Source organism: Bradyrhizobium sp. USDA 4532, assembly GCF_024171315.1.
Taxonomy (GTDB): domain Bacteria; phylum Pseudomonadota; class Alphaproteobacteria; order Rhizobiales; family Xanthobacteraceae; genus Bradyrhizobium; species Bradyrhizobium australafricanum.
The window spans coordinates 1-26,427 of the sequence record NZ_JALJZN010000001.1; the positions used below are offsets into that span (position 1 = coordinate 1).

At 61.8% G+C, this 26,427-nt stretch carries 21 protein-coding genes and 4 pseudogenes; 15 read left to right on the plus strand and 10 right to left on the minus strand.

Annotation, left to right across the window (positions count from 1 at the left end; genetic code table 11):
* Nucleotides 1–187, minus strand: a 187-nt coding sequence (locus J2R76_RS00005; protein ID WP_253623524.1) for a hypothetical protein, incomplete at its 3' end; no start/stop codon positions are given.
* Nucleotides 188–571: 384 nt separating this feature from the next.
* On the opposite strand from J2R76_RS00005, the gene J2R76_RS00010 reads away from it, so the two are divergent.
* The 5 genes and pseudogenes from J2R76_RS00010 to J2R76_RS00030 all read left to right on the plus strand — a co-directional run.
* Nucleotides 572–820: a hypothetical protein gene (locus J2R76_RS00010; protein WP_253623525.1), complete on the plus strand. Its 249-nt coding sequence runs from the start codon at nucleotides 572–574 to the stop codon at nucleotides 818–820.
* A gap of 69 nt (nucleotides 821–889) precedes the next feature.
* Complete coding sequence (locus J2R76_RS00015) at nucleotides 890–1,696, plus strand: Crp/Fnr family transcriptional regulator (protein WP_141342264.1); 807 nt, start codon at nucleotides 890–892, stop codon at nucleotides 1,694–1,696.
* Nucleotides 1,697–2,020: 324 nt separating this feature from the next.
* On the plus strand, nucleotides 2,021–2,140 hold the full coding sequence (locus J2R76_RS40890; protein WP_253623526.1) for a MarC family protein: 120 nt from the start codon (nucleotides 2,021–2,023) through the stop codon (nucleotides 2,138–2,140).
* A gap of 371 nt (nucleotides 2,141–2,511) precedes the next feature.
* Complete coding sequence (locus tag J2R76_RS00025) at nucleotides 2,512–3,303, plus strand: hypothetical protein (protein WP_253623527.1); 792 nt, start codon at nucleotides 2,512–2,514, stop codon at nucleotides 3,301–3,303.
* A gap of 150 nt (nucleotides 3,304–3,453) precedes the next feature.
* A pseudogene (locus J2R76_RS00030) lies at nucleotides 3,454–3,753 on the plus strand (DUF3300 domain-containing protein); the annotation flags it as partial.
* A gap of 1,053 nt (nucleotides 3,754–4,806) precedes the next feature.
* Here J2R76_RS00030 and J2R76_RS00035 read toward each other — a convergent pair.
* On the minus strand, nucleotides 4,807–5,325 hold the full coding sequence (locus J2R76_RS00035; RefSeq protein WP_076826007.1) for a GNAT family N-acetyltransferase: 519 nt from the start codon (nucleotides 5,323–5,325) through the stop codon (nucleotides 4,807–4,809).
* 116 nt (nucleotides 5,326–5,441) lie between these two features.
* Between J2R76_RS00035 and J2R76_RS00040 the strand changes: the two genes are divergently transcribed.
* From J2R76_RS00040 to fabI, 4 genes are read left to right on the plus strand one after another with little or no spacing between them, the layout of a single operon-like run.
* Nucleotides 5,442–7,652, plus strand: a complete 2,211-nt coding sequence (locus tag J2R76_RS00040; protein ID WP_253623528.1) for a DUF3141 domain-containing protein — start codon at nucleotides 5,442–5,444, stop codon at nucleotides 7,650–7,652.
* A gap of 17 nt (nucleotides 7,653–7,669) precedes the next feature.
* Nucleotides 7,670–8,644: a phosphate acetyltransferase gene (locus J2R76_RS00045; protein ID WP_375166465.1), complete on the plus strand. Its 975-nt coding sequence runs from the start codon at nucleotides 7,670–7,672 to the stop codon at nucleotides 8,642–8,644.
* 5 nt (nucleotides 8,645–8,649) lie between these two features.
* The gene (locus J2R76_RS00050; RefSeq protein WP_076826004.1) at nucleotides 8,650–9,864 is read left to right on the plus strand and encodes an acetate/propionate family kinase; all 1,215 of its coding nucleotides are present in this window, start codon (nucleotides 8,650–8,652) and stop codon (nucleotides 9,862–9,864) included.
* Nucleotides 9,861–10,652: an enoyl-ACP reductase FabI gene (fabI, locus tag J2R76_RS00055; protein WP_076826002.1), complete on the plus strand. Its 792-nt coding sequence runs from the start codon at nucleotides 9,861–9,863 to the stop codon at nucleotides 10,650–10,652. The genes J2R76_RS00050 and fabI overlap by 4 nt, the downstream gene beginning before the upstream one ends.
* 17 nt (nucleotides 10,653–10,669) lie before the next feature.
* Here the strand turns inward: fabI and J2R76_RS00060 are convergent, their stop codons facing one another.
* The 5 genes from J2R76_RS00060 to J2R76_RS00080 form a co-directional block, all read right to left on the minus strand.
* On the minus strand, nucleotides 10,670–11,128 hold the full coding sequence (locus J2R76_RS00060; protein WP_253623529.1) for a MaoC family dehydratase: 459 nt from the start codon (nucleotides 11,126–11,128) through the stop codon (nucleotides 10,670–10,672).
* A gap of 18 nt (nucleotides 11,129–11,146) precedes the next feature.
* Nucleotides 11,147–11,797 (minus strand): 3-oxoacid CoA-transferase subunit B, encoded by a 651-nt coding sequence (locus J2R76_RS00065; RefSeq protein WP_253623530.1) that lies wholly within the window; start codon nucleotides 11,795–11,797, stop codon nucleotides 11,147–11,149.
* A 3-nt stretch (nucleotides 11,798–11,800) separates the two neighbouring features.
* Nucleotides 11,801–12,448, minus strand: coding sequence for a CoA transferase subunit A (locus tag J2R76_RS00070; RefSeq protein WP_076825998.1), 648 nt, complete (start codon nucleotides 12,446–12,448; stop codon nucleotides 11,801–11,803).
* A 92-nt stretch (nucleotides 12,449–12,540) separates the two neighbouring features.
* Entirely contained in the window at nucleotides 12,541–13,146 is a 606-nt protein-coding gene (locus J2R76_RS00075; RefSeq protein ID WP_253623531.1) for a hypothetical protein, read from the minus strand.
* On the minus strand, nucleotides 13,143–14,069 hold the full coding sequence (locus J2R76_RS00080) for an alpha/beta fold hydrolase (RefSeq protein ID WP_253623532.1): 927 nt from the start codon (nucleotides 14,067–14,069) through the stop codon (nucleotides 13,143–13,145). The genes J2R76_RS00075 and J2R76_RS00080 overlap by 4 nt, the downstream gene beginning before the upstream one ends.
* Nucleotides 14,070–14,197: 128 nt before the next feature.
* Here J2R76_RS00080 and J2R76_RS00085 point away from each other — a divergent pair, with 128 nt between their 5' ends.
* From J2R76_RS00085 to J2R76_RS00105, 5 genes and pseudogenes are all read left to right on the plus strand, one after another.
* A complete protein-coding gene (locus J2R76_RS00085) occupies nucleotides 14,198–16,684 on the plus strand; it encodes an alpha/beta hydrolase (RefSeq protein WP_141342266.1) in 2,487 nt (828 codons plus the stop codon).
* A gap of 40 nt (nucleotides 16,685–16,724) precedes the next feature.
* Nucleotides 16,725–17,597 carry an alpha/beta fold hydrolase gene (locus J2R76_RS00090; RefSeq protein WP_253623533.1) on the plus strand — a complete coding sequence of 291 codons (873 nt, stop codon included), beginning with the start codon at nucleotides 16,725–16,727 and terminating at the stop codon, nucleotides 17,595–17,597.
* A 141-nt stretch (nucleotides 17,598–17,738) separates the two neighbouring features.
* Nucleotides 17,739–17,915 carry a hypothetical protein gene (locus J2R76_RS00095; protein ID WP_194295329.1) on the plus strand — a complete coding sequence of 59 codons (177 nt, stop codon included), beginning with the start codon at nucleotides 17,739–17,741 and terminating at the stop codon, nucleotides 17,913–17,915.
* A gap of 295 nt (nucleotides 17,916–18,210) precedes the next feature.
* Nucleotides 18,211–18,411: pseudogene (locus J2R76_RS00100) on the plus strand (hypothetical protein); the annotation flags it as partial.
* Nucleotides 18,412–18,752: 341 nt separating this feature from the next.
* Complete coding sequence (locus tag J2R76_RS00105) at nucleotides 18,753–19,913, plus strand: IS110 family transposase (RefSeq protein WP_083715145.1); 1,161 nt, start codon at nucleotides 18,753–18,755, stop codon at nucleotides 19,911–19,913.
* Nucleotides 19,914–20,666: 753 nt separating this feature from the next.
* On the opposite strand, the pseudogene J2R76_RS00110 reads toward J2R76_RS00105, so the two are convergent.
* From J2R76_RS00110 to J2R76_RS00120, 3 genes and pseudogenes are all read right to left on the minus strand, one after another.
* A pseudogene (locus tag J2R76_RS00110) lies at nucleotides 20,667–21,835 on the minus strand (IS91 family transposase).
* Nucleotides 21,836–21,863: 28 nt separating this feature from the next.
* Nucleotides 21,864–22,650, minus strand: a pseudogene (locus J2R76_RS00115) (tyrosine-type recombinase/integrase).
* A 301-nt stretch (nucleotides 22,651–22,951) separates the two neighbouring features.
* Entirely contained in the window at nucleotides 22,952–24,529 is a 1,578-nt protein-coding gene (locus tag J2R76_RS00120; RefSeq protein WP_253623534.1) for a winged helix-turn-helix domain-containing protein, read from the minus strand.
* 284 nt (nucleotides 24,530–24,813) lie between these two features.
* On the opposite strand from J2R76_RS00120, the gene J2R76_RS00125 reads away from it, so the two are divergent.
* The gene (locus J2R76_RS00125; protein WP_253623535.1) at nucleotides 24,814–26,427 is read left to right on the plus strand and encodes a calcium-binding protein; all 1,614 of its coding nucleotides are present in this window, start codon (nucleotides 24,814–24,816) and stop codon (nucleotides 26,425–26,427) included.

Sequence of the window (26,427 nt, forward strand, 5' to 3'; positions counted from 1 at the left end):
GCAAGGCTGAAGATAGCCCGGTTGTCGCCCTTGAGGACTTCGAGCCAGCCTTGCTGCAAGCTGGGGACTGGGCTTCGATATAGCTGTAACCGAAGTGAGCCGCTATGAACGCACTACCGAGTTCGGCGACGCATTCCTCGGCCGCCTTGGCATTGCTGAACACCTTCGCGTTGAACTTGTGGTTCAATCGTAACTGGCGCCCAGTGGCGTGGATCGGTTCGTGGCCAACGTCGAGACAAAGTCGTCGTCCGAATCGAATGCGGAATAGGCCGGCATCATGACTTTGCCTCGTGCGGGGTAATAGGCCGGTTTGGTCTGTCGCCTCGTAGTGCACCGGAATGCCACTCGCTGGAAGAACCCTTTCGATCCTCGGCGCACCATAAACCCACGATACAACGTCGGTGATGAACTCCACGCCGGACGATCGCGATACACCTCGGGAGCTTGGCGAACGCCAAGCGCCACTGCTGGCGTGGTGCGCACCGCCTCATGCACCGGCCACAGATTGTAGTGAGCCACGTACAGGCTCACGACTGCTGCGTGGTGATCCAGATTCTTTGAGAAGCCGTTCGTGAGGCGCGCAAAGCGCTTTTCCGTCCTCGCCAGCATTGTAGCTGCGGCGATCGGCAAAGGCTTCATTGGCGGCACCGATGCGCTGGAAGCGGTCTTTGCCCAAGCGCTGGTGGGTCGCACCGTCCTCGCGCTGGTGACGCATGCGATAATTCGGGTGGCGCTGGCAAGAGGCTTGCTGGTGGTGCTGCCGACGGTCGCCGGATTCCTATTTGTACTCTATCTCGCTCGCGCCGAGTCTTTCGTTTGAGTTGACGAGCGCAATGGTTTCATCCGGAATAGCCGCTGCCGGTATTGGCTCACACATTGGCGAAACCAAATGATGCTTAGCGCAGACGTGTCCAGCATGCTGGACCGCATTCTAGATGCAGCAACCGATAACCTCAGGTTCGCAAAGATTCTGGTTCAGATGGGGCTCGATCCCAACAACGTGACCTGGGACGCCATCTTCAGCCGGCTGCTGGAAATCTTTCTGCACAACATCACCCTGGCAAACATGTTCGCCCTGGTCGGCGCGATCTTCTTTGTCGCCACCCTGCTGACGCAGACCATGGTGCCGCTCCGGGTCGCTAACATGATCGGTTGCGTATTCTTCGCCATCTTCGGTGCGCTCACTGGAGCCGTCACGACATTTCTTCTTTATCTCCTGATGGTTCCCATCAACGCCTACCGCCTTCGTCAAATGCTCGCTCTCGTGAAGAAGGCGCGCGCCGCAACACAGGGCGACATGTCGATGGAGTGGCTCAAGCCGTTCATGACCCAGCGCAAGTATCGCAAGGGTGATATCTTGATGGAGAAAGGTGACGCAGCCAACGAAATGCTGCTGACAGTTACCGGCAGATTCCGGGTCGTCGAAATCAACGTCGATGTTCCGCCGGGCCGCCTGATGGGCGAACTCGGCTTCCTCACGCCTGACAACCGCCGGACCGCGACGATCGAATGTATCGAGGACGGCCACGTTCTAACCATCACCTATGAAAAGCTGCTCGAGATCTACTTCCAGAACCCGCAGTTCGGCTATTACTTCCTTGTCTTGACCAGCCAGCGCCTACTGGAAAATCTCGCGCGGGCCGAAGCCATCATCGCGCAGAACAGGATCGCGGTGCAGACGGGCTCCGCGAACTGACGGCGGTCCGGCTCGATAAACTCAATGGAGGCGGGTATCCAACAGACGGTTCCCCGACGGGTTAGTGCAGCGTACCAGGGCGCGCGAAAAGGCGAGAACCGGACGTCAGCGAGGCCCGGGACCGAGCGTGCGCCGCCTTAGATCTGGCGCAAGGGGTGTCCTGTCAACCCCATTGAACGAATTCGCTTTTTTGAAAGGACGATTGCAGAAGCTGCGGTGTCTGCCACGGTGAACCACACGCTCGGAGTAGCCTATTATTGCCCTCACGGTGATACCGCGGTCCGGGACCGCGACGATATATCACGTTATCGAAGGTCGAGCGCGATGGCCCGGCTGTTCGGGGAAGAAGGAACGAGCGTGGTCACGAAGCTCTCCGCATTTCTGCTTCTGTGTATCGGGGTTCAGATCATGATCACCGGGTGGTCGAGGTTGCGCGGTCGGTGACCGGCATCTCCGTATAATTCATCGACAATTGGATCGGCTCAGTTGAGGGGTAGGCGAGCCGGGCTGGTTCACTGAGTTCAACGCGCTACAGGTCTCGCCGTAACGCGCCGTCTTCGCCTGCGGATCCGGTGCGCGCCTTCGTCCACACGAGCACACGAGGTCGGGTCGTACCGTGGGATCGCAGCCGCTGCATGTTCGGCAAGGAGGTGTTGTAAAGTCGGCTCCGGCATCATGCCGGTCGCGGGTCGTCGGCATTGTTTCCGGGATTGCCGCCAATTTCCTTTGAGAGTTGAGGCGATTGCACTCGTCAAAATGCTTGCACGATGTGCAGCCACACTGTCGCGCTCAGGATCATCCCTTGGAGATCGGCGATGATCTTCATGTTGTTTGCCATAGCCATCGCCGCCCTGTTTTTTGTCGGCTCGCTCATCTTGCTCCGTTGGGGGCAGCATCTGGGCAGGCGCTATCGTGAACGGAGCGAGGGAACCGGAGGGTTGGCGACTGTTGAAGGTGCAATCTTCGGCTTGATGGGCCTCCTACTGGCATTCACGATCTCGGGTGCATTGCAGCGCTTCGATGATCGCCGTCAGTTGGTCATTCAGGAAGCGACGACGGCCGCCACGGCGTACGACAGGCTGAGCCTATTTGCCGGGGACGATGGACGCAGGCTCCAGGGTAGCCTCAAGGAGTACGTTGGCGCTCGGATCGAGCTGTATCGTATGCCGCATGACTTTCTTGTGCTGCAGCGAGCGGAAGAGTTTTCAGACCAACAGGAAAAGAAAGTACGAGACCTCAAGAACCGGTTGTGGGGTTCGGCGGTGGTGGCCTGCCCGCAGCCAAACTACCGGCCTGCATGCGCGTTGTCGCTCCCGGCGCTGAACAGCCTCTTCGAGGTGGCGCTTCAGCGCGCTGGTGCGGCCGAAAAGCATCCGCCGCAGATCGTCTACTTCATGCTGTTCGGGCTTGGTCTCGGTTGCTCACTGCTCGCTGGTTTCGGCATGGCGGCGAACGCGGGGCGCAGTTGGATACATATGGTGATATTTGCAGGAACCCTGACGGTCGCGCTCTACATCGTCACGGACATGGAGTATCCGCGCCTCGGTCTCATTCGGATCGAGAGCTTCGACCATTTTCTTGCCGACGCTTATGAGCGGATGAACTGAGCCGCTAGGCGGGTGGAGGAACGGATCGTCGCTCCGTTCCCTTCGGGAATACGCGCGGCAGGCAGCCACGTTAATCTAAGTCAAGAACGCGTGACAGGGACACTGGATGCTGTTGCTGGTTCGCCGTTGTTATGAGGAGGGACGCGCGACATGCGGATCATCAGAACAATATGCTGGATATGCGCCTTCCTCGGATTATTGCATGTCGGCCTTCCTGCGCGAGCACAGACAAACGACCAGGGGCCGCAAACGCCGAGCAATGCACCCGCGCCGGTTCCCGAGCAGCCGGCGCTAAAGCCGGCTGAGCTCGAGGCGCTGGTAGCGCCCATTGCATTGTATCCCGATACGCTAATGTCGAATGTGCTGATGGCATCGACCTATCCGCTGGAAGTGGTGCACGCGGATCGCTGGATGAAGCAGAACAAGAACCTCAAGGGAGATGCCCTCAAGGCCGCGCGACGGATATCTGCGTGTCTACTATTCCCGGCTCGGCCTCAAGTTTCGGTCGTATGGTGGTTGGGCCGCGTCCGGAGGCGTGCTGCCGAACACTGGCGCGCTGCCGCGCCGAAGACCGCGCCCACGGTCGGCTGCTCCAAGCGCGGATTCGCTGGCCCTAAACTAGCCAGCGGATCGGGGCTGGATTGCCGAACCAACCGGCAACCCCAGCTTTGAACGTGCTGGCCTGTTTCCATCCACAGTGGTCCGCTTTGATTTTTTGGAGCGACCTAGTTTGGGTTTTAGCCCTGTGGCAACCAAGCCTAGGCCGATGCTCTCATTAGAGATATCGAGAAGCCTATTCAGTGTTGTGGGTGTATAAATTCCTGTGTTGCAATTCGCGCTCATTTCGCGCATGCGCGTTTGATCCAGACAAGTTTGTTTCTCCAATTGAGGTGGCGGTGATTGCACTATGCAACCGCGTTCGATCGGATGTAGAGTCCCAACCGCAACGCAGGAGTTGCGGTCATGGGCAGTGATCTCCTTAGTAGCTTTTGTACTGTACTCTTTGGACTAAGCCCGCTCGTCATCATCGGCATCGCGATGTTCTTGCCGTAAGGCACTTGGCGCACATGCGCCGCCGCCCGGGCCGGTAGTCGCCCCAGCACGCGCGCCCAACTTTTTGAGTTAAACAGCACGGCCGCCTCAGTTGGCGGCCTTATTCGTGCAGGAAACCCGGATGCATTCGCGTCCAAATGTCCGGCACGGAATGACAAGAACTGATGGCACGCAAGGGCTAGACTCGCGGCTTCTTGAGAAGGGGTTGCCAAGTGCCGTTCTCGCGGAGCCAGTCAGTCAAGTTGAAGGTCGCACAGTCCCAGATCTCGATGCTCGGTTGAATGGCATTTGTTTCCAATGTGTCGCGTGTTTCGGTGCGGCGGACGATCGGGGGGCTGCTCTTGGCTCGATCGTCTGTAGGCGCTTTCCTCATGGCAAGTTCCTTCGGGGTCACTGAGCAGTTTGCGGGCGGCATCGTCGGCTTACAACCCTCGGCGAAGAGCCTCGCGCTTACAGCGGTAGCGCCAAACAAATGACCTGGGGATCCCTTCCGCGTCGGACTTGAAAGCCAAATTTGGCGAAAACCCTTCGCATCGCCGTGTTCTCTGGCAGGACTTCGGCGACGAGCTGCTCGAGCCCAGCCGTGCGCGCCAGGATGAGGAGGTGGTGCATGAGCAAGGTGCCGACGCCCTGTCCCTGATAGTCGTCGATGGTCACGAAGGCGATCTCGGCCATTCCGGGATCCATGACGACGTAGCGACCGCCGCCGATGATCACCTCGTGTTCGTCCTCGTCGGCAAGCGCGATCAAGGCGACGTGATTGGCGAAATCGATGTTCATGAAGAAATCGACCTCCTTCTTTGAGAAGCTTCGCTTGGGGCCGAAGAAGCGACGTTGCAGCGACTGGCTACTCGTGCGGCCAACGGCGGCCAACATGTCGTCCTGGTCGTCCGCTCGTAACATGCGGATCTCGACGCTCCGGCCATCGCGCAGGCGTTCGCTCGCTGCATAATTCTCAGGCACGGGCATCAGCCTATCCTCCCGGCGCAAGAAAGACGTACGGCTGGGGCTCGTGGCTTGACCTAAATCAACGATCCGGTGCGCGTGACGCTTTCAATCGGACTGTCGGCGGAAGGACCGAAACGATGTCGCTGGACAATCTGCAACTCCCGGGCGGCCCGATGTCAGGGGTCGTCGCCAAGGCCGTGGAATATATGGTGGATGCCGGGCAGCGTAGCGTACTGCTGCTGGACATACTGCGGCAGCGCGGCGATCAGTATCGCGAGCATGTTGCCCAGACGGCGCCCCACGTCCTGAGCTATGCAGCCGAGCTCATCCTGGACGGTCGCACGCTCGAGCAGCCGGTCAACTATGCGTTGGTGCGCATCATCCCGCCCAAGGGTGTGGAAATCGACCTCAAGCGGCGGCCATTCGTTGTCGTCGACCCGCGTGCGGGCCATGGACCGGGGATCGGCGGCTTCAAAGCCGATAGTGAGATCGGCGTCGCGATGAAGGCGGGGCATCCCTGCTATTTCATCGGCTTCCTGCCCGAGCCAATGCCGGGCCAGACCATCGAGCGCATTGCCCACGCTGAAGCAATCTTCATCGAAAAGGTCATCGAGCGGCATCCCGAGGCTGATGGGAAACCATGTGTGATCGGGAACTGCCAGGCCGGCTGGGCGATCATGATCCTCGCCTCGTTACGGCCGGAACTGTTCGGTCCGGTGATCGTGGCGGGCGCGCCGCTCGCTTATTGGGCTGGCGTACACGGCAAATACCCGATGCGCTACTCCGGCGGACTGCTCGGCGGAAGCTGGCTGACCGCGCTTTCCAGCGACCTCGGCGCCGGCAAGTTTGACGGTGCCTGGCTGGTGCAGAACTTCGAGAATCAGAATCCGTCGAACACGCTCTGGACCAAGCAGTACAACGTCTACTCCAAGGTCGACACCGAGGCCGACCGCTATCTCGAATTCGAGCGCTGGTGGGGCGGGCACGTCAACCTCAATGCCGAGGAGATCCAGTTCATCGTCGATGAACTCTTCATCGGCAACAACCTGGGTGCCGGCCGGGTCAAGATGTCCGACGGGACCACGGTCGATCTGCGCAAGATTCGTTCGCCGATCGTGGTGTTCTGCTCGAAAGGGGACAACATCACGCCTCCGCAACAGGCGCTGCACTGGATTCTGGACCTTTATGCTGATGTCGACGAGATCAGGGCACATGGGCAGACCATCGTCTATACCGTGCATGAGACGGTCGGCCATCTCGGCATCTTCGTTTCCGGTGGCGTGGCCAAGAAGGAGCACGCGGAGTTCTCGAGCAACATCGACCTGATCGACGTGCTGCCGCCCGGCCTTTACGAAGCGACGTTCGAGGCGAGGGGATCCGACACGCTCAATGATGAGCTTGCGGTCGGGCAGTGGGTGATGCGCTGCGAGGCCCGCACACTCGACGACATCCGGGCGATGGGCGGGAACTCGCCGGAGGATGAGCGGCGTTTCGAGACTGCCAAGCGTGTCTCGGAAATGAATCTCGCTGCCTATCAGAAATACGTGCAGCCCTGGGTCAAATCGATGGTGACGCCACAGATGGCGGAGATGATGCGCAACTGGCATCCGCTCCGCCTGCAATACGAGGCGTTCAGCAGCGAGAACCCCTGGATGAAGATGGTGGAGAGCGCCGCGGAGAAAGCGCGCGACGACCGCAAACCCGTCGCCAAGGACAATCCGTTCCTGGCGTTCCAGGAGCGGGTATCGCAGCAGATCGTCAGTTCGCTCGATCAGTGGCGTGACTCGCAGGAGGCGCTGAGCGAGGCGATGTTCCTTGCCGTTTACGGCTCGCCGGCGCTGCAGGCCGCGGTCGGGGTCGATCCGCAGTCGACACCCTCCCAACGCCGCGACATGGATCCAAAGCACCGCGAGCTCTTGCAAGCTCGCGTAGCGGAGCTGACTTCCAGGATCGGCTCCGGTGGTATGCGAGAGGCCGGCATTCGGGCCTTGCTTTACGTCGGATCGGCCCGGGGCATGGTGGACGAGCGCAGCCTCGAGGCGCTGCGGCGGCTTCGCCAGGCCGATGAGGCTGCGCGCGTGACGCTCGCGGAGTTCAAGATGTTGGTCCGCGAGCAGTTCTTCATGCTGCTGCTTGATCGGGAATCCGCGCTTGCGGCCATTCCAAAGCTTTTGCCGGACAACATGGACGAGCGCCGCAGGGCGTTTGCCGCCATTCAGGACGTGCTGTCGGCGAGCGCGGAAATATCCGGCGAGGTGGCCAGGCGATTGAAGCACGTCGCCGGGCTGTTCGGGCTCGACGGTTACGACAACACCGTCCCTTTCGATCCGAAAGCCCGGGCATCATAGCAATTCAGAGCGGAGCGATGGGTGTCATGCCAGCCGGACCGAACGAAACCCAGCCGGGATCGAAATATGATCGCCTCATCGTCGCCGCGAAGGGCGTTCCCTCGGTCTCCACGATCGTGGTGCATCCCTGCGATGAAAGCTCGCTGCGAGGGGCGATCGACTCCGCCGAGGCAGGAATCATCAAGGCGGTTCTGGTCGGTCCGGCCGCGCGAATCCGGGATACCGCGACAAAGCACAATATTGATATTGCGGGCTATGAGATCGTTGATACGCCGCCAACTGAGGCTGCTGCCGCGGCCAGGGGCGTCGAGTTGATTCATGAGGGGCGAGGCGAAGTCCTGATGAAGGGCAGCCTCCACACCGATGAGCTGATGCGCAGCGTGACGGCAAAGGTCGGTGGGCTGCGCACCGACCGGCGCATCAGCCACGTGTTCGTGATGGACGTGCCGGCCTACGCCGAAACGGTGTTCGTCACCGATGCCGCCATCAACATCTTCCCGGACCTCGACGCCAAGCGCGATATCATCCAGAATGCCGTCGATCTCTACAATGAGGCCGGTTTCGGCACGACACCGCGGGTGGCGATCCTGTCGGCGGTCGAGACCGTCACGTCAAAGATTCCATCGACCATCGAAGCGGCCGCGCTCTGCAAAATGGCGGACCGCAAACAGATCACCGGCGCGCTGCTCGATGGTCCGCTGGCCTTTGACAATGCGATCGACCTGGAAGCGGCGCGGATCAAGGGGATCAGGTCGGAGGTCGCCGGCCGGGCGCAAATCCTGGTCGTGCCCGACCTCGAGTCCGGCAACATGCTGGCGAAGAATCTGGCCTATTTTGCCAAGGCCGATGGCGCCGGCATCGTGCTCGGCGCGCGGGTGCCGGTGGTGCTGACGTCGCGTGCCGATTCGGCGCGGTCACGGATGGCGTCAGCCGCGGTTGCATGCCTTTACGCGGATGCCCGGCGTCGCCGTGCTCCGATCGCCGCCGCGTGACTGCCATGGATACGATCCTCGTCGTCAATGCCGGCTCCTCAAGCGTGAAATTCCAGGTCTTCGCGGTGGAAGGCGAGGGCCGGCTGCGGCGGCAGCTGAAGGGCCAGATGGACGGCATCGGCAGCCGGCCGCGAATGCGCGCCAGCGGCTCAAGTGGCGAACCGCTGGCCGACCGCGCCTATCCGATCGAAGCGGTTGCCGACGTTCCTGCCGCCATGTCCGTCGCGGGAGCCTGGCTGAGGGAGGAACTCAACATCAACCCTGTGGCCGTAGGCCATCGGGTTGTTCACGGCGGCCCGGATTACGCGCACCCGGTGCTGATCGATCCTGTGGTCGTGTCGCGGCTGGAACGCTACGCGCAGCTGGCCCCGCTGCACCAGCCGCACAATCTGGCGCCCATCAAATCCCTGCTGACCAATTTTCCGGCCCTGCCGCAGGTGGCCTGCTTCGATACGGCGTTCCACCGTGATCATGACCCGCTGGCGGATCATTATGCCATTCCGCACCAGCTGTACGCCGAAGGCGTCAGGCGCTACGGCTTCCATGGCCTGTCATACGAATATGTGGCCAAGCGGCTGCCGCAGGTGGCGCCGGAGGTCGCGGTTGGACGTGTGATCGTGGCCCATCTCGGCAGTGGCGCCTCGATGTGTGCGATGCGGGCAGGCCGGAGCGTCGAGAGCACGATGGGATTTACGGCGCTCGACGGCCTCGCGATGGGAACGCGGCCCGGCCAGATCGATCCCGGTGTCGTCCTGCACCTGCTCACCGAGAAGGGAATGTCGGCCTCCAAGGTGCAGGATTTTCTCTACCGCGACTGCGGCTTAAAGGGACTGTCCGGCGTCAGCAACGACATGCGCGAGCTCGAGACAAGCGGAGACCCGCAAGCTGCATTTGCGATCGATTATTTCGTCTACCGTGTTGGCCTTAACGCCGGCATGCTGGCAGCCGCGTTGGAGGGGCTCGACGGCTTCGTCTTCACCGCGGGGATCGGTGAGAACTCCGTTTCGATCCGTGCTCGCATTGCCGAGAGGCTGTCCTGGCTTGGGATCGCGCTGGATCCCGCCGAGAATGCGCGGCACGCGACCAGGATCTCCGGACCCGAAAGCCGAATCCCCGTATTCGTCGTGCCGACCGATGAGGAACTGATGATCGCGCAGCATACGCTGACGCTGCTCATGAACCAGCCATCGCCCAATCCTAAACGCGAGAGAGTGTCATGACCATCCCGGTTTATCCTGAGACCAGTGTCGCGCTGAAGGGCAAGAAGGGATTGATCGTCGGCATCGCCAATGACCAATCGATCGCCTGGGGCTGTGCCAAGGCGTTTCGGGCGCTCGGCGCCGAACTCGCCGTCACCTACCTGAACGAAAAGGCCAAGAAGCACGTCGAACCGCTGGCCAAGGCGCTGGAATCGCCGATCTTCATGCCGCTTGACGTGATGGTCGAGGGCGAGACCGAGAAAGTGTTCGAGCGGATCCAGAAGGAGTGGGGTCAGCTCGACTTCCTGCTTCACTCGATCGCGTTCTCACCGAAGGACGCCTTGCATGGCCGTGTGGTCGATGTGGATCGCGCCGGCTTCCAGAAGACCATGGACGTGTCCTGTTGGTCGTTCATGCGCATGGCCCATCTCGCCGAACCGCTGATGAAGAACGGCGGTACGATGTTCACCATGACCTATTACGGCAGCCAGATGGTGGTGAAGAACTACAATGTGATGGGCGTCGCGAAGGCGGCGCTTGAGGCAGCCGTGCGCTACATCGCGGCCGAGCTTGGGCCGAAAGGCATTCGGGTCCACGCCATCTCGCCAGGACCACTTGCCACGCGCGCAGCATCCGGCATTCCCGAATTCGACGAATTGATGGACAAGGCGCAGTCGCAGGCACCGACGCGCAGCCTCGTCAGCATCGACGACGTCGGCAAGGCCACGGCGTTCCTCGCCCTCGACGGCGCAAAGCTGATCACGGGAGACGTGCTCTACGTCGATGGAGGCTACCATATCATCGATTGACGCACGTAAGCTCGGGGTCAGCTGTAGTGCAGGCCGATGACCTCCGCTACGCAGGCAGGGCGGGCACCGCCCTCCATCTCGATCACAACGCGGTAGTGCACTCTCAGCCCATTCGGCGGCACGTCTTCGGCTTCCGCGATGCCGACGCGACCGCGCAACTTTGATCCGGCGGGCACCGGTGCCAGGTAGCGGATCCGGTCCGCGCCATAGTTGAGCGTGTTCTTCAACCCCTTCAGGCCCATCACCGAGCGGATGAACATCGGCGTCAGGCTCAGCGACAAGAGGCCGTGGGCGATGGTCTTACCTCCGGGCATTTCGGCCTTCGCGCGTTCCTGATCGACGTGAATCCACTGCTCGTCGCAGGTCGCGTCGGCGAATTTGTTGATGCGTTCCTGGGTGATCTCGATCCAGTCGCTGACACCGACTTCGGTGCCGACCGCCGACTTGAGTTCGTTGAACCCGTTGAAGATCCTCATGGCATCGACTCGCTTTGGTCAGAACGTCATTTCGGGAACGGTGTCGGGAAGCACGAGTTCGGCTTCCGTCACTGCCAGCACCTCGGCAACCGTCAGGCCCGGCGCCGTTTCCAGCAGGGTCGCCTTGCCGCCGGGGAAGGCGATGACCGCCATATCTGTCACGACAAGGTCGACAGGTCGCGCTGACGTCAGCGGCAGGTTACATCTGGCCACGATCTTCGACTTTCCTTTTGCCGCATGTTGCATGGCGACGATGACCCGCTTGGCACCGCTGACGAGGTCCATGGCTCCGCCCATGCCCGGCACCATTTTGCCCGGGATCATCCAGTTAGCCAGATGCCCCGTGGCGTCGACCTGCAGGCCGCCGAGCACCGTGATGTCGACATGACCGCCACGGATCAGGCCGAACGACATGGCGCTATCGAAGGTCGCCGCGCCCGGCAAGGCGCTGATCGGCTTGCCGCCGGCATCGGTCAGCAGCGGATGAGCCATGCCCTGCTCGGGAATTGGGCCCGTGCCGATCAGGCCGTTCTCGGACTGGAAGTACACGTTGAGCCCTGCAGGAACGTAGTTCGCAACCAGGGTCGGAATTCCGATGCCGAGATTGACGAGGTTACCCGGCCGCAGTTCTTTCGCTACGCGACGCGCAATGATGGTCTGTGCATCCATGGCTCACCCGTTCGCAACGAGATAGTCGACCAGCGGTCCCGGCGTGATTACGTGATCCGGAGCAATCACGCCGACCGGAACAATATGTTCGGCGGTCACGATCACCGTGTCGGCCGCCATCGCCATCACTGGATTGAAATTTCGCGCGGTGAGGGCATAGGACAGGTTGCCGGCGTAGTCGGCCAGGAAGGCGTGGACGAGCGCGAAATCGGCGCGCAGCGCGGTCTCCAGCAGATATGGTTTGCCGTCGACTTCGATCTTCTGCTTGCCTTCCTCGACAAGCGTGCCGACGCCGGTGGGCGTCAGGACGCCGCCAAGACCGCATCCGCCGGCGCGGATCCGCTCGACAAAGGTGCCCTGCGGAATAAGGTCGACCGTGATCTGCTTGCCCAGCATCTGTTGCTGGGCTTTCGGATTCAGCCCGATATGAGTTCCTATCATGCTCGACACCTGGGTGCCGTCGAACAGCTTGCCGACACCCTTGCCGGGAGTGGCCGCATCATTGCTGATGAGTGACAGGCCCGATTTCTTCTGTCGGACCAGTTCATCCAGCAGGCGCTCCGGCGTGCCCACGCCCATGAAGCCGCCGACCATGATGCGCGCGTTGTTCGGAATCATCGCAACAGCTTCTTCGGCGGATACGGCCTTCATAATTGGGCTCCGGCAATTGATCCGAGGCGGGATATCCCGGTGAACACTGTCGTTTGGCGAAGCGGCTACGTTGATCTGGGTCAAGGCCCGCGTCATTCGCCGTCGGCGCGGTGGCTAATCCCAATGCTATCCAGCATCTCCGCCCACAATTTGCGCACCTGTCGATGCCGATCGTTCACGGCCGCGCTGACGGCGTCGCGGACGGGCTTGAGATCGTCACCTTTCAGAAAATGGATCTGGGCCTGGATCAGCCGGCTGCTTTCAAATTCGATCCGGCGCAACGCCACGACAAAAGGATCATCTGCCGACGCCTCGACCGGCAACAGGGCGGCGGGCCGGATGGCGCCGTGCGCGGCATGCCCGAGGGCTGCAATGTCGACTGTCGTGGCAAGCCGGCGATCGGCAACTCTGGAAACCGGGCTGGGCGCCCAAGCCAGTTCCCAGATCAGCGTGTTGTAGAAGGCCATGACATCAGGCGTCCACGAGGTGGCGCGCAGGAGAAGGGAAACGATCTCCGTCTCGCGATGCAACTGTGTGTTCAATTCGGTTTGCCAGCCGGCCTTGAACTGGCCCGGCAAGGCGAGGGCCAACTGTCGTGCAAGCGCGCCATGCACCGAGACCAGGAATGATGACACCCGAGTTTGCTGTAGCGGCGGTACGCGACCGGAGGAATCGAGCGGGCCAAGGAACTGGTTCATGACGTAGCCCTTGGCACGGGAATCGCACGCAGGTGGTCGAAGCCAGCCGGGAAGGGCATCATCTCGCCACCGGCGTCGTCGGGTGCGATCCATACCGTCTGCTTACCCTGCCAGCGCCCCGCTAGGACGTCTTCGGCGAAGCGTGCGAGCAGGTCGGCCGTCAGTGCGGCCTTCTCGAGGGTGAAGGCGTGGTAAGCGTTGGGGATGATGACTAGTGAGCTGTCGGCAATGTGAGTGCGCAGGGTTTCGTGAAGCGAACGCGGCGTGAGGAAGTCAAATTCTCCGTTGAGGATCATCGTTGGCGTCCTGATCGACGCCAGTTGTGGTGTCAGCGGCTGGAAGTCGAGGAAGGATTCCATCAAGTTTTGCACCGCATAAACGTCATTGATTAGCCAGCCCTGTCGCTTCACCGCGTCGAGATTGCCGAGCAGAGGCTTGAGCCAGGAGTCCGAGAGATTCATCGGAAGCAACAAATCCTGCAAATAGCTGGTTCCGCCCAAGATCAGCCCGGTGCGCAGCGCATTGCCAAGCAGCAGAAGTTGCGGCGACATTTCTGCGAAGGCACTCATAGGCACCAGGCCCGACAGCCTGTTGCTGTGCAAGATCGCGTAGCGCAGCGCGATCAGTGCGCCGAAACTGATGCCGCTGAGGAATATCGGGCCATCACCGAGTTCATCAATCAGGAGCCGAAGCGCCTCAACCTGATCATCCTGGCTGATAAACAGTTCTGGTTTGGCCGAGGCGCCCTGACCGAGCAGATCGAAAGTGGCGACACGAAATCCTTTGCCAACCAGCGTGTGCCGATAGGCCGCCCAGAGCTCCGAATATTGAGTAAGCCCGTTGACGAGCACATAGGCCGGCGCGTCCGTGGCACCGTCTAGTTCATAACGGATGCGGTGCGAGCCATGCGAGAGAAACGGCATTCGCTTCACTTGCTCAATGCTTTCGGGTGTCAAATTGTGGTGCGCGCCCAGCCGCACCCTTGACCTAGGTCAACGTCGGCCGCGCGGTCCCGACGGAACCTTCCCAAAATCGGTCAGGGAGGCATTCCATGAGGCGTCTTTTCATTGGCCTGCTATTGCTTGCCGTCAGCGCATCCGTTGCGGCTGCCCAACCGTTCACGCGCCGCTCGTCGCAAGTCCAGCATGATGGCCTGAAGCAATATTACGAGATTGCCGACTTCAAGCTCGGCGGCAAGTATGACCTGGCCAATCCGTCCAAGTGGGAAAATGGCGGCGAGGGTGGCGTGACCCTTGAATCGCTCGGTGGCGGTAAGCTGCGCACTGCCTACATCGCGGTCGGTACGCCGCGGCGCAACGCCGCAGGCGAGATCACCAATGCCGTTGTCATCAATTCATATTACTCGGGCGACTCCACCGACATGTATGAGCAGTGGGTCAAGGGCGCCGCGCTGTCGGGTGGCGTTCCGATCATCGGACCCGGCCGGCCGATCGACACCGACCGCTATTATGTCGTGATGGTCGATCCGCTCGGGACCTGGGGCGCAAGCAAGCCATCGGATGGCCTCGGGATCAAGTTTCCGCAGTACACCTACTACGACATGGTGCAGGCGAATTACCGGATGCTTCGCGATCATTTGAAGATCGCCAGGGTCGCGCTCGCGGCCGGCGTCTCGATGGGTGGCACGCAGACCTATGTCTGGGGCGTCATGCATCCGGAATATGTCAGTGCGCTGATGCCGATCGGCGGCACGACACAATCGGACGCCGGAGATCCCGTCGGCAACTGGACATTCCAATTGATGACGGCGGCGATCGAGTCGGATCCGGTCTGGCAGCAGACCAAGGGCGACTACTACAACCTGCCCAAGGAGAAGCACCCGCTGATGGGCATGGCGTTCGGCTGGTCGGTATTGGGTCTGACCGGTTACGATCTTTCATACCGGACTACGCAGGCGTTCACCGCGGTGCAGCCGGAAATCTTCTATTGGGATCCGCCGAACGAGAAGGCCGGGCTCAACGTGATCAATCGTTCCAAGCTCTATGACGCTGTTGACCTCGTATGGCGCAACCGCGTGGGCGAGCTTCACAACATCAACAATGACCTCGGTCGCATCCAGTCGCGCACTCTGGTCATGCACATCAAGAACGACCTGTGGCTCAACTTCAAGCTTGCCGAGAAAGCGGTCGAAAACATCCCGGGCGCCGACCTGATCGCCGAAGAGAGCCCGGTCGCGCATTACGGCGTGTTCTCGATCATCAATGGCCACAAGAACGACCCGAAATTCGTGGCGTTCATGGATGACGTCGCCAGCCTCGACAAGGCGCAGCAGTTCGTCGACAAGAACTTCCGCACGCCGGGCGTGGCGTCCGACATTGATCCGAAGAAATCCTTCTGGAAGGACTACGTCACCTATCCCTATCCGGTGAAATACGCGAATGCTAAGGACGCCAAAGGAACGATCTGGCAGATCGGCTACATGGATGAATACTACGGCAGCGAGAAGGATCCGAAGGTCCTCGTCATCATCCACGGCAAGGGAGCGTTCGCCGGCCACTACGGCAATATCATGCAGTACGCCCTGCGCAGTGGGTTGCGCGTGATCGCGCCGGACCTGCCGCACTACGGCATGTCGGGCCCGGGCAATCTCGACAAGAGCCCAGCGCGGACCATGCAGGACATGCGTGAAGTGGTCTATGACGTGATCGTCAACCAGCTCAAGGTCAAGCAAGCGGCCTACCTTGGCCATTCCTTGGGCGGCCAACTGATCCTGGGCTATGCGCTGACATATCCGGACGCGGTGAAGAGCCTCATTCTCGAGGCGCCCGCGGGCCTCGAGGAATATCCGCGCGAGGTAACGATTGCACCGGGCAAGACTGCTAAGCTGTTCGACGCCTCGCTCGCGGGTAACTTCGACAAGTGGAAGGATGTCTGGGGGCCGACCCAGGTATTAGCCAACGAAATCGCGCGGCCGGAGCAGAACATTCGCGACTTCTTCTATTTCAAGAAGCGCGATCCCGCTACCGGCGTGGTCGGGCGCAGCAAGAGTGGCTACTTCATGAACGACAGCGAGTATGCGCGGTTGCATACCGAGCAGCGTATCGGCCTCATCAAGGGCAACCCGAAGGAGCTCGAGCAATGGGCCAACGTGTACATTCTCGACATCTACGGTATGGTATCGGAGTTGCAGCAGGATGATCCGAAGAACCTGTATCGGCGGCTGACCGACATCAAGGTGCCCATTTTCCTGGCCTTCGGCGACAAGGAGCCGTTCATTCCCGGAACGCCCTTTAATGGGTTGAAGGACCTCGGTCGCGACATCATCACCCCGTTCATGACGCGGATGACGCGCGCGAACAACCGGCCGATCCTGAAAATCTATCCTGACACCGGTCATTTCATCCACACCGACAATCCGGTGGAATTTCCGGCTGACGTGACCGATTTCGTGATGACCGGCAATCTCGACACCAGTTCGCCGCTCGAGACGGACAGAATTATCAACGGCGTGGTGTCGGCGATGGCTGTTGCGCCGACGCCGGACGGACCGAATCCGACAGCCGGATTGAATAAGTGACCAGCAGGCTGAGTTGCAACGAGAGGATCAAACTGTAGCAATGCCCAAAGTGCGTGCCGGAGAGGTCGACCTTGGCTGGCGGGAGTGGGGCGAAGGCGAAACCACGGTCGTCTTCGTCCACGGCAATCTCGCCAGCAAGGACTGGATCGAGCTCGCCGCCCCCTTGTTCCCGAGCGGCCTTCGGGTCATCGGAATCGACTGGCGCGGTTGTGGCGACAGCGATCGCCCGGCCGCGACGCCGGGCTATACCAACTACTCGATGCAGCAACATGCGCTCGACATGCTGGCGGCGCTGGATGCTCTGCAGATCCCATTCTGTCATCTCGCGACGCATTCCACCGGCGGCATCATCGCGGCGCGCATGTTGCTGATGCGGCCGGAGCGGTTTGGCCGGGTATTCGCGCTCGATCCCGTGACGCCACTCGGGCTCGCGTTCAACGCGGAGCAGATCGGGCTGTTCCGCGCGATGATGGCGAGCCGCGAGGTGACGCGCGCTATGATGGCGACGGCTGCTTCTTCCTTGTTCCTTCCGGACAGCATGGCGCCGAATGCGGTGCCGGTGTTCCGCGAGGGGTTGGGCGCGATCCCAGCCCTGTTCGAGCGTATCCTGGAGCAGACGTTTGGCGTCTCCGAGGGAATATGGATCGGCACGCCCGTCAATCTGACACGCGAGCGGGAAAGCCGCGAGCTCGAGCGGCGGATGCCCGAAATCCGGCATCCACATCTCGTCGTCTGGGGCGAAGGTGACGGCTGGATCGCGCCCGCCGACCTCCGGACCATGGCGGCGGCGATGCCGAACTGCCGGTTGGTCGTCGTCCCGGGCGTCGGCCACTCAATGAACCTGGAAATGCCGCCACTCTATGCCGGCTATTTTGGCGCCTGGTTTGGTGGCCTGAACGACCAGCGATGGTGAAACTCGTGAAGATCCGAAATCCTTGGTTCGGTCGACGGGCGATTAGAAGCGGCATGCCGCAGAAGAAGGCCTGCTCGCTTCGAACCTCAACTGACTGTTGCTAGCTCCAATTTGAATCGAAGGGATCGCTTCGGAGGATCAATGGCTGACACCCCAAAACTCTCGGTCGAAAAGGCGCTAAAGAAATTGCGAAATAGCGATGAGCCGAAGTCGAAGAACGAACGTCATGACGAGAAAATGAGCGCGCTCGACGAAGAAATAAGGCGCATGAGAGCGCAGAGGCTGCGCCTGGATCGGCTCAAACGCACCCGCGACTAGGGGAACTCGTTGTTGTGGTAGCCCGAACGAACCCCCGTGACGTCGCCGACTCCTGAGCTTTTGGCCGGAAACGAGTCAGCGATGCTCAACGCGGTTGACAGACCCGCTGCGCTCGGGCGAGTGAACTGACGATCCGGCAAGGTTCGAACCTGCAACCCGCAGTAGAAATCCGCTGCTCGGCCATTTGGCCTACGGCGCGTTGAGCGGGCGGGTGCGGTGGTGGGTCGGTTTGAAAACCCATCCCGAAAGATTTCCCTTGGTTAATTCAAGGCCGCGTCCATCCCACCCGTAGAACTACGGGTTCGGCATCAACGGCCGCACCTTCACCAATCGCGAAGCAACTATGATGCTGTATTCGATGTATCCAACATCGGTGCGGCGGTGGATCGCCGCGCGCGGCGGGTTAACGCCGCAGATGATCTTCCTGCGCGGCAAGCAACTGCAGGCGATGTACCAACCGTGTTACCTCGATGCGTTAGGATCGGTTGGGCGCTGAACCTTCTCGGTCGGCTCCAATACGGTCCTGCCCACGCCGACGAGATGATCGAGTAGTCGGGCAGTTTGCCGTGGCGCATGAGGCCGGAAGTGACCCGAATGCGAAGTCCGGGCGCCCCCTGAATTGTCAGCTCGTCGGGGTAGACCGGAAGCGGGTGGCCGAGCTTCCGAACGGCGCTTTTGTGAAGGGTTTCGGATGCCGGCCGCATGACTGACGGCGCGGCACATTCGGCGGCCGGCGTCCGAAAGCCTCCAAGGGAGATGCTATGGTGCGGGCGGCGGCGGTGAGGACGGTGAGGATATGGCATTCATCGGCGCTGATGTGAACCGATGGAGCACCCCATGCAGAAGTTGAACGACCTGAGCCGATCCCTCACACCCCTCAAACCGGACGGTACGCTGATCGCTGTGATCGAGATGAGCCTGTCGAGCTGGCTCGTTGCGGGGATTGTGCCTGGTGTCGAGCGCCAGCCGTCGAAGAAGCTTGAGGTCGACGAGAACGCCTTGCTGAAGCTGCTCAATCGCTGGCGAGAAGAGGCGCGGAAGGCAGGACACCGCATCGAACGCATCGCGGTCGCTTTCGAGGCCGGCCGTGACGGTTTCTGGCTGGCCCGCTGGCTCAGGGTGCGCGACATCGAGGCGCATGTCATTCACGCATCGAGCATAGCGGTATCGCGCGAGCACCGGCGCGCCAAGACCGATCGTCTCGACACCGAACTGCTGAAACGCTCTTTTCTCGGCTGGTTGCGGGGCGAGCGTGATCACTGCAAGATGGTCGCGATCCCGACAATCAAGGACGAAGATGCCAAGCGCCCCACCCGTGAGCGCGAGAGCCTTGTCGGAGAGCAAAGTCGGATCGTCAACCGAATGAAAGCAGCGTTGATACGGCTCGGCATCCGCGGCTTCAATCCCAAGCTGAAGAAAGCCGCCGAACGCCTTGACGGCTTGCGCACCCCCGAAGGAGAGCCGATCCCGCCCAACACCCTGGCTGAGCTGCGTCGCGACATGGCGCGCCGGCGGCTCGTCAGCGATCAGATACGGCAGATCGAGGAGGCTCGCCTGGAGCGTCTCAAGCAAACGCCCAGTGATGGACCACACGCAATGGAGCGCCTGTTGGCGCGGGTAATCGGGGTTGGTGTCGAGACCGGCGACATGCTGGTGCAGGAGGTACTATCGCGAAGCATGCGCGACCGAAGGGCGATAGCGCGTTATGCCGGCCTCACTGGCTCGCCTGACGAAAGCGGCAGAAAACGCCGGGAGAGAGGGCTGACCCGTTCCGGCAATGCCCGAGTGAGACGAGGCATGATCGAATTGGCGTGGCGATTTCTCAGATTCCAGAAGGACAGCGTCTTGGCGCAGTGGTTTCGAACTCGTACCGAGAATGCCCGCGGGACGCGCAAGACCATGATCGTGGCCTTGGCGCGCAAGCTCCTGATCGCTCTGTGGCGACTCGTGCGGGAGGGCGTAGTGCCGGACGGCGTCGTTCTGCGGCCGGCATCATGAACGGAGGAAGGACACCCCAACAGTTTCGGCCTTCCGTCCGCCTGTGACGGTGTCGCCGATGACGGTTCGAGGTGGCGGGGTCCCGACGTGTTTCCTTGGCTTCGATGCCGAAAGGGAGAATGGGTCCGCCGCTTCGGAGCTTCGCTGCCGATGCGCATGACTGCATCATGGTTCGGGGTCCTTGGACCCACCGGATACAAGGTTGTGGCGCGATTGATCGCGCCCGCAAGCGGGCTCCCCTCCGATCGTCATCCCGATCGCACCAAGCGATGCCGTCGTGCTCGAAGCTGTCAAGGTGTGGCCTGGCAACGGCGGAGCCTGTCGTACGATTCGTGCGGCGGCCAACCTTGACAGCTTCTGCGCGCGCCAGCGCAAGCGAAGTGCGGGTCGGGACGAAGAAACGGCCTCAGATCGAACAAAGAAACTGACGAAGGAAAAGATGCGCCGACCTATCGCCTATTTAAACGCCTCCCTTGACAAAGCCCATACAAGGAAACCGCGCTTAAGGGAAACGTAGGCGGTGCCGCAGGCGCTATGGGGATTTGACTGCCGCGGGCGAATTGGCTGATTTGAATCGAGCCGATGCAACGAGGTGTTTGAGGGTGAATCGGCTGGCGAATGCGCGGCGGGTGGTGTCGAGCTCGACAAATTGTCGAGCGCGTTGTGGCGGGCGGTGGATATCTGAGCGCGCTCTGCCGTGGCTGGCCGAGAGGCAGCGAGCACTACGAATAGATTTGCAGGACAGCGACGTGGTCATGAGGTGTCGATCCTGATGCGGTTCGTTGGAGCTGTCGGCCGATGCCGTGGCGTACAACCGCGCTCGAAGACCTCGATGATGATCATGCGACCGCCGCAGCATGGGCAAGCCGGCTTGTTGGCATCGACGGCAGCCGCGGTGGGATTGGCTTCAGGCTTTGCACCGGTGAGCAGCTCGCGGACGCGTGCGATGTTGTCGGCGCAAGCGCCTTTGGCGAACAGGCCGTAATGGCGGATGCGGTGAAGGCCCTTGGGCAGCACGTGGATGAGGAAGCGGCGGATGAACTCGTCTGTGGCGAGCGTCATCTGCCTGTATCGATCAGCGGCCCTCGATGCGGTAGTCCTTCCATTTGAAGGTGACGCGCTGCTGGTCGCAAGCGATCAAGCGGCTGTTGGCGATGGCAACCCGGTGGGTGTAGCGCGACAAATAGGCCAGCACCGCCTCCGGTCCACCGAACGGACGCTTTGCATAGACGCCACTTGGTTTTGCGCAGCGGCGCCAGGAAGGCTGCGAAGCATGGGGTATCAGCGAGCTGGCTGTTGTCGCCAAAGAAGCTCAGGCGGCCGGCTTGATGGGCGGCGACGAGCTTCTGAAGGAACAATCGCCGGAACAGGCGGGAGAGCACGCGCACGGGGAGGAAGAATCCGGGCCGGCAGGACACCCAGCGCTGACCATCGGGCGAGATGCCGCCGCCCGGCACGATCATGTGCACGTGGGGGTGATGGGTCAGCGCCGAGCCGCAGGTGTGCAGCACGGAGGTGATGCCGATCCTGGCCCCCAGATGCTTCGGATCGGCGGCGATCGTCAGCATGGTCTCGGCCGAGACCTTGAACAGCAGGTCGTAGAGGACGGCCTTGTTCTGGTAGGCGATGTCGGCGATCGCTCCTGGGAGTGTGAACACCAGGTGGTAGTACGGCACGGGCAACAGCTCGGCCTCGCGATCGGCGAGCCACTCCTTTGCGGCGGCGCCTTGGCACTTCGGGCAATGCCGGTTGCGGCAGGAGTTGTAGGCGATCGTCGTGTAGGCGCAGTCCGCGCAGCGCGCGACATGGCCGCCGAGCGCCACCGTGCGGCAGCGCTCGATCGCCGACATCACCTTCAACTGGTCGAGGCTGACATGGCCGGCATGGGCTTTGCGCCATGCTACGCCATGGCTGCGGAAAATATCCGCAACGGGCGCGACACAAGCGCCGTCAGCCGGGCGGTCGGACCTCCTTGAGCTTCAGCGTGATATGCTCCAGCGGGCTCATGACCTCGCTGATCGTCTTGGTGGCGACGCGGGTATAGAGCGGGGTGGTGTCGAGCTTGGCGTGGCCGAGCAGCACCTGGATGACGCGGACGTCGATGTTCTGCTCAAGCAGGTGGGTGGCGAAGCTGTGCCGCAAGGTGTGCAGCGAGACGCGCTTGTTGATCTCCGCCATCTGGGGCGGCGGCGTGGCAGGCACGGTTGAGCTGGCGTGTGGTCATTGGCTGGGCCGGGTCACGGCCAGGGAACAGCCAGCCTTGCGGCCGAGCCATCTTCCACCAGGCCCGTAGCAGCGCGAGCAGGCTGGGCGACAGCATGACATTGCGGTCCTTGCCGCCCTTGCCCTGCTCGACGCGGATGATCATCCGCTTGCTGTCGATATCGGAGACCTTGAGCGAGACGACCTCGTTGGCACGCAGCCCGGCACCGTAGGCCGCGCTCAGCGCCGCCTTGTATTTGAGCCCCGGTGCGGCATCGAGCAGCCGTGCCACTTCCTCCACGCTCAGTACCACCGGCAGCTTGCGCGGCTCGTGAATGACATGGGTATGCTCGACGATCTCGTGGCGCTTGAGTGTGACCCGAAAGAAGAACCGCAGCGTCGAGACGGTCTGGTTGATGGTCGGCGCGCCAACGCCGCTTGCCGTCAGATGTAGCTGATAGCAGCGCACGTCCTCGAAGGTCGCCGTATCCGGTGATCGCCCGAGAAATGCGGCGAAGTTCTTGACCCTTTGCACGTAGTCATGTGGGTCTTCGGGGCCAACTTGCGGATCGTCATGTCTTCGATCATGCGCCGGCGCAACGGGCTCATTGCCTCGTCGGTCATGGGGATGCTCCTGTCTTGAGTGAGGTTGTCGAACCCCTCGATCTCAAGACAGGACGCCCCGTTGCGCTATCGTCTTGGCCGTGCCGCCAGCCGCGGCGTCCTACCGCGCGAGCGGTTTAGTCCTCTGACCCATCTGCGACATTGCGGCTGGCGGGGAGGGGTTTTGTCGGTCATCCTGATTTGTGGTACTTTGAGCCCAGGAAGAGCACAAGCTAACTCAAGCCGGCCCGGCGGAAGGCTTCTAGATAGTGCTCGCGGTCGGCCTCGTATTTGAACGGCAAGTTCTTCCCGATCCAGGCTAGGGAGAAATCGGGCTGTCTGCGGAGCAGTTCCTGCAATGCAGCCGTGGCGATTTCGCCTCGTCCGGCCATCGCAGCCGCCGCAGTCAGCATGCGGTAGCCGGAGACATGATCGGTGCGAAGCCGAATGCTGGCTCCGGCCAGGCGCATCGCCTCCTCGTAATTTCGTCCGACCAACTGGGCATGGGCGGCGATGCCGTTGTAGATCGCCGCAAATGGATCGCGCGGGCTGAGGCGCAACGCCTTCGTGGTGGCGACGCCGGCTTCCTCCCAGTGGCCGCTGAACGTCAGCGCCAGGCCGTACACGCTAAGTGCCAGCGCAAAGCTTGGATTGAGCTTCAGCGCCAGCTCAAACTCGCCAAGCGCTTCGTCGAAACGTCGCAGCAGCACATGAACGCAACCCAGCGCATGATGCGCCCAGGGATCCTCGCTGTCGGCGCGGACTGCCGCCAGCGCCGCGCGTTCGGCAATCGGCACCGATGTCGCCATCTCGCTCCAGCCATTGTAGGCGCAAAAGGTGTGGCTGGCGGACAGAACGGCAAGCGCTTGTCCGTAGTACGGATCGATCGCAATCGCCTTCTCCAGCAGCTCCTGCGCTTTGACATAGTCGGCTGGCGTGATCCGCCAGAAATGCGACATCGCCCGCATCACCAGACCCCAGGCGTCCATGCTGTCCGGGGTCTTGCGTTTGGAGTGAAAATGCTCCGCCGCATAGAGCTGCGGCTCGATCGACGCAACGATCGCCTCGGTGATCTCGTCCTGCACGGCAAACACATCGGCGAGGCTGCGATCGTAACGCTCCGCCCACAGGTGGCTGCCGGTGGCGACGTCGTTGAGCTGCGCGGTGATGCGCACGCGATCGCCTTCCTTGCGCACGCTGCCTTCGATGACATAACCGACGCCGAGGGTCGCCCCGACCTCTTTGATGTTGACGGACTTGCCCTTGTAGGCAAACGACGAGTTGCGCGCGATCACAAAGAACCAGCGCAGCTTCGAGAGCGCGGTAATGAGGTCCTCGCTGATGCCGTCGGAGAAATAATCCTGGTCCGGATCGTCGCTCATGTTGGCAAAAGGCAGCACGGCGATGGCGGGACGGTCAGGCAGAGGTAATGCCGCAATTCGCTCGCTGGATTCGTTCAAGTCCGGCTCCGCGCAAAGCTCTCCGAGCTCGTCGTCCATCGGCGGCGTGCGCACTTCGCCGACGAAGCGCAGACCCTTGCGCGAAATGGTGCGGATCAGCTTCTGCTGCTGGCCGCTGTCGCCGACCGCCTTGCGCACGGCATAGACGCGGCTGGTCAGCGTCGCATCCGAGGTGACGCGGCCGCCCCACACCGAAGCAACCAGATCGTCCTTGGTGACGACGCGATCGCGATTCTCGATCAGGTAGAGCAGAAGGTCGTAGACCTGGGGCTCGACTGCAATCAGTTCAGACCTGAGCCGCAGCTCGCGGGCGCTGGTATCAAGCACGTAATCGGCGAAATGAAACTGCATGCTCGTATCCTGGACCGGACTGCCGCAACGGCCTGTCGCGATTTGGACCGCATCGACCGTGGTTGCAACCGTCTTTGGTGCGCCGCGGCGCGTGTTTGCCGCGTCCGGCTGGGGGCTCAGGCGATCACGGCCCGATCACGGCCCGATCACAATAGCACAATCAGGAAATCAGCAGGGCTTCTTCAGGCAAATCACGGCGTTCTCAAGACCGGCTTCAAGCCTGTCATCCTCTTCGCGGCTAAGTATCGGTCAAGGGGCATGAAACCTCTGGAAGGATGACGACCATGGCTATCAAAGCTGGCTTTTCTCCGACCACCGGCCTGCTGTCGGTGTTCGACGACAATCTCAACAACTCGATCACCGTGAGTCGCTCCGCGGCCGGAACGATCCTCGTGAATGGCGGCGCGGTCCCGGTCACGGGGGGCACCTCGACGGTCGCTAACACCTCCTTGATCCAGGTGTTCGGCACCGGCGGCAACGACACAATCGCGCTGGACGAGGCCAACGGTGCACTCCCGGCAGCTCAGCTGTTCGGCGGCGCCGGCAACGACGTCATCACCGGCGGCTCCGGCAACGATCGGCTGTTCGGCGGCGCGGGCGACGACACCCTGATCGGCAAGGGCGGCAACGACCTGCTGTTCGGCGGCGGAGGCGGCGACACGCTGGTTGGCGGCGCGGGCGACGACCAGATGTTCGGCGGCGCCGGCAACGATCTCATGGTTTGGAATCCGGGCGATGGCACCGACCTGATGGAAGGTGGCGACGGCATCGACACCGCCCAGGTCAACGGCGGCAACGGCGCCGAAAACTTCATCCTCACCGCCAACGGCTCCCGCGTACGATTCGATCGCATCAGCCCGGCGCCGTTCTCGCTCGATATCGGCACCACCGAGAACATCGTGCTCAACATGAATGGCGGCGACGACGTCTTCACCGCCGGAAACGGCCTTTCCAGCTTGATCAAGCTAACCGTAGACGGCGGTGCGGGCAACGACTCCATCACCGGTGGCGACGGCAACGACACGCTGCTCGGCGGTGACGGCAACGACACCATCATCGGCGGCCGCGGCAACGATCAGCTGTTCGGCGGCGCGGGCGACGACACCTTCGTCTGGAATCCGGGTGACGGCAGCGACAAAGTCGACGGCGGTGACGGCAACGACACCCTGGTGTTCAACGGCGCCAATGTGACCGAGAACATGACCGTCTCGGCCAAGGGCAGCGGCGCCACCCTAACCCGCGACGTCGGCACGGTCTCGATGAACCTCGCCGGCATCGAGACCATCGATGTCAATGCGCTAGCTGGTGCGGACACCATCACCGTCAACGACCTGACCGGCACCAGCGTCAGTCAGGTCAACATCGACCTCGGCGGTAATGACGCGCAGCCGGACACGGTTGTGCTCAATGCGACCAACGGTGACGACGCGATCAATGTCACGGAAAGCAACGGCGTCATCACGGTGACGGGTCTTGCGACGGACGTGACCATCTCCAATGTCGGCGCCGGCGACCGTCTCGTCATCAACGGCCTCGGCGGCGACGATGTGATCTCGGCTTCCGGACTGCGCAACGGCATCCTGCTCACTGCCAATGGCGGCGGCGGCGACGATGTCCTGATCGGCGGGAACGGCAGCGAGATCCTCAGTGGCGGCGCGGACGATGACATTCTGCTCGGCGGCAGCCCGCAGAATGTCCTCGATGGCGGTGCGGGACACAACGTCGTGATCCCGGGCGCGGCGCCAGGCCTCGCGCATACGGCGGCGGCAAGCGCGAGCCTGCTCGGCCAGTTCATGGCGTCGAGCTTCGTCTCGGCGGGAGCGGATCACGGCGCGATGCCCGTCGCCGAGCCGCCGTTGAGCCAGCAGCCGCAGCTCGCTCAGCCGCACGCCGCCTGA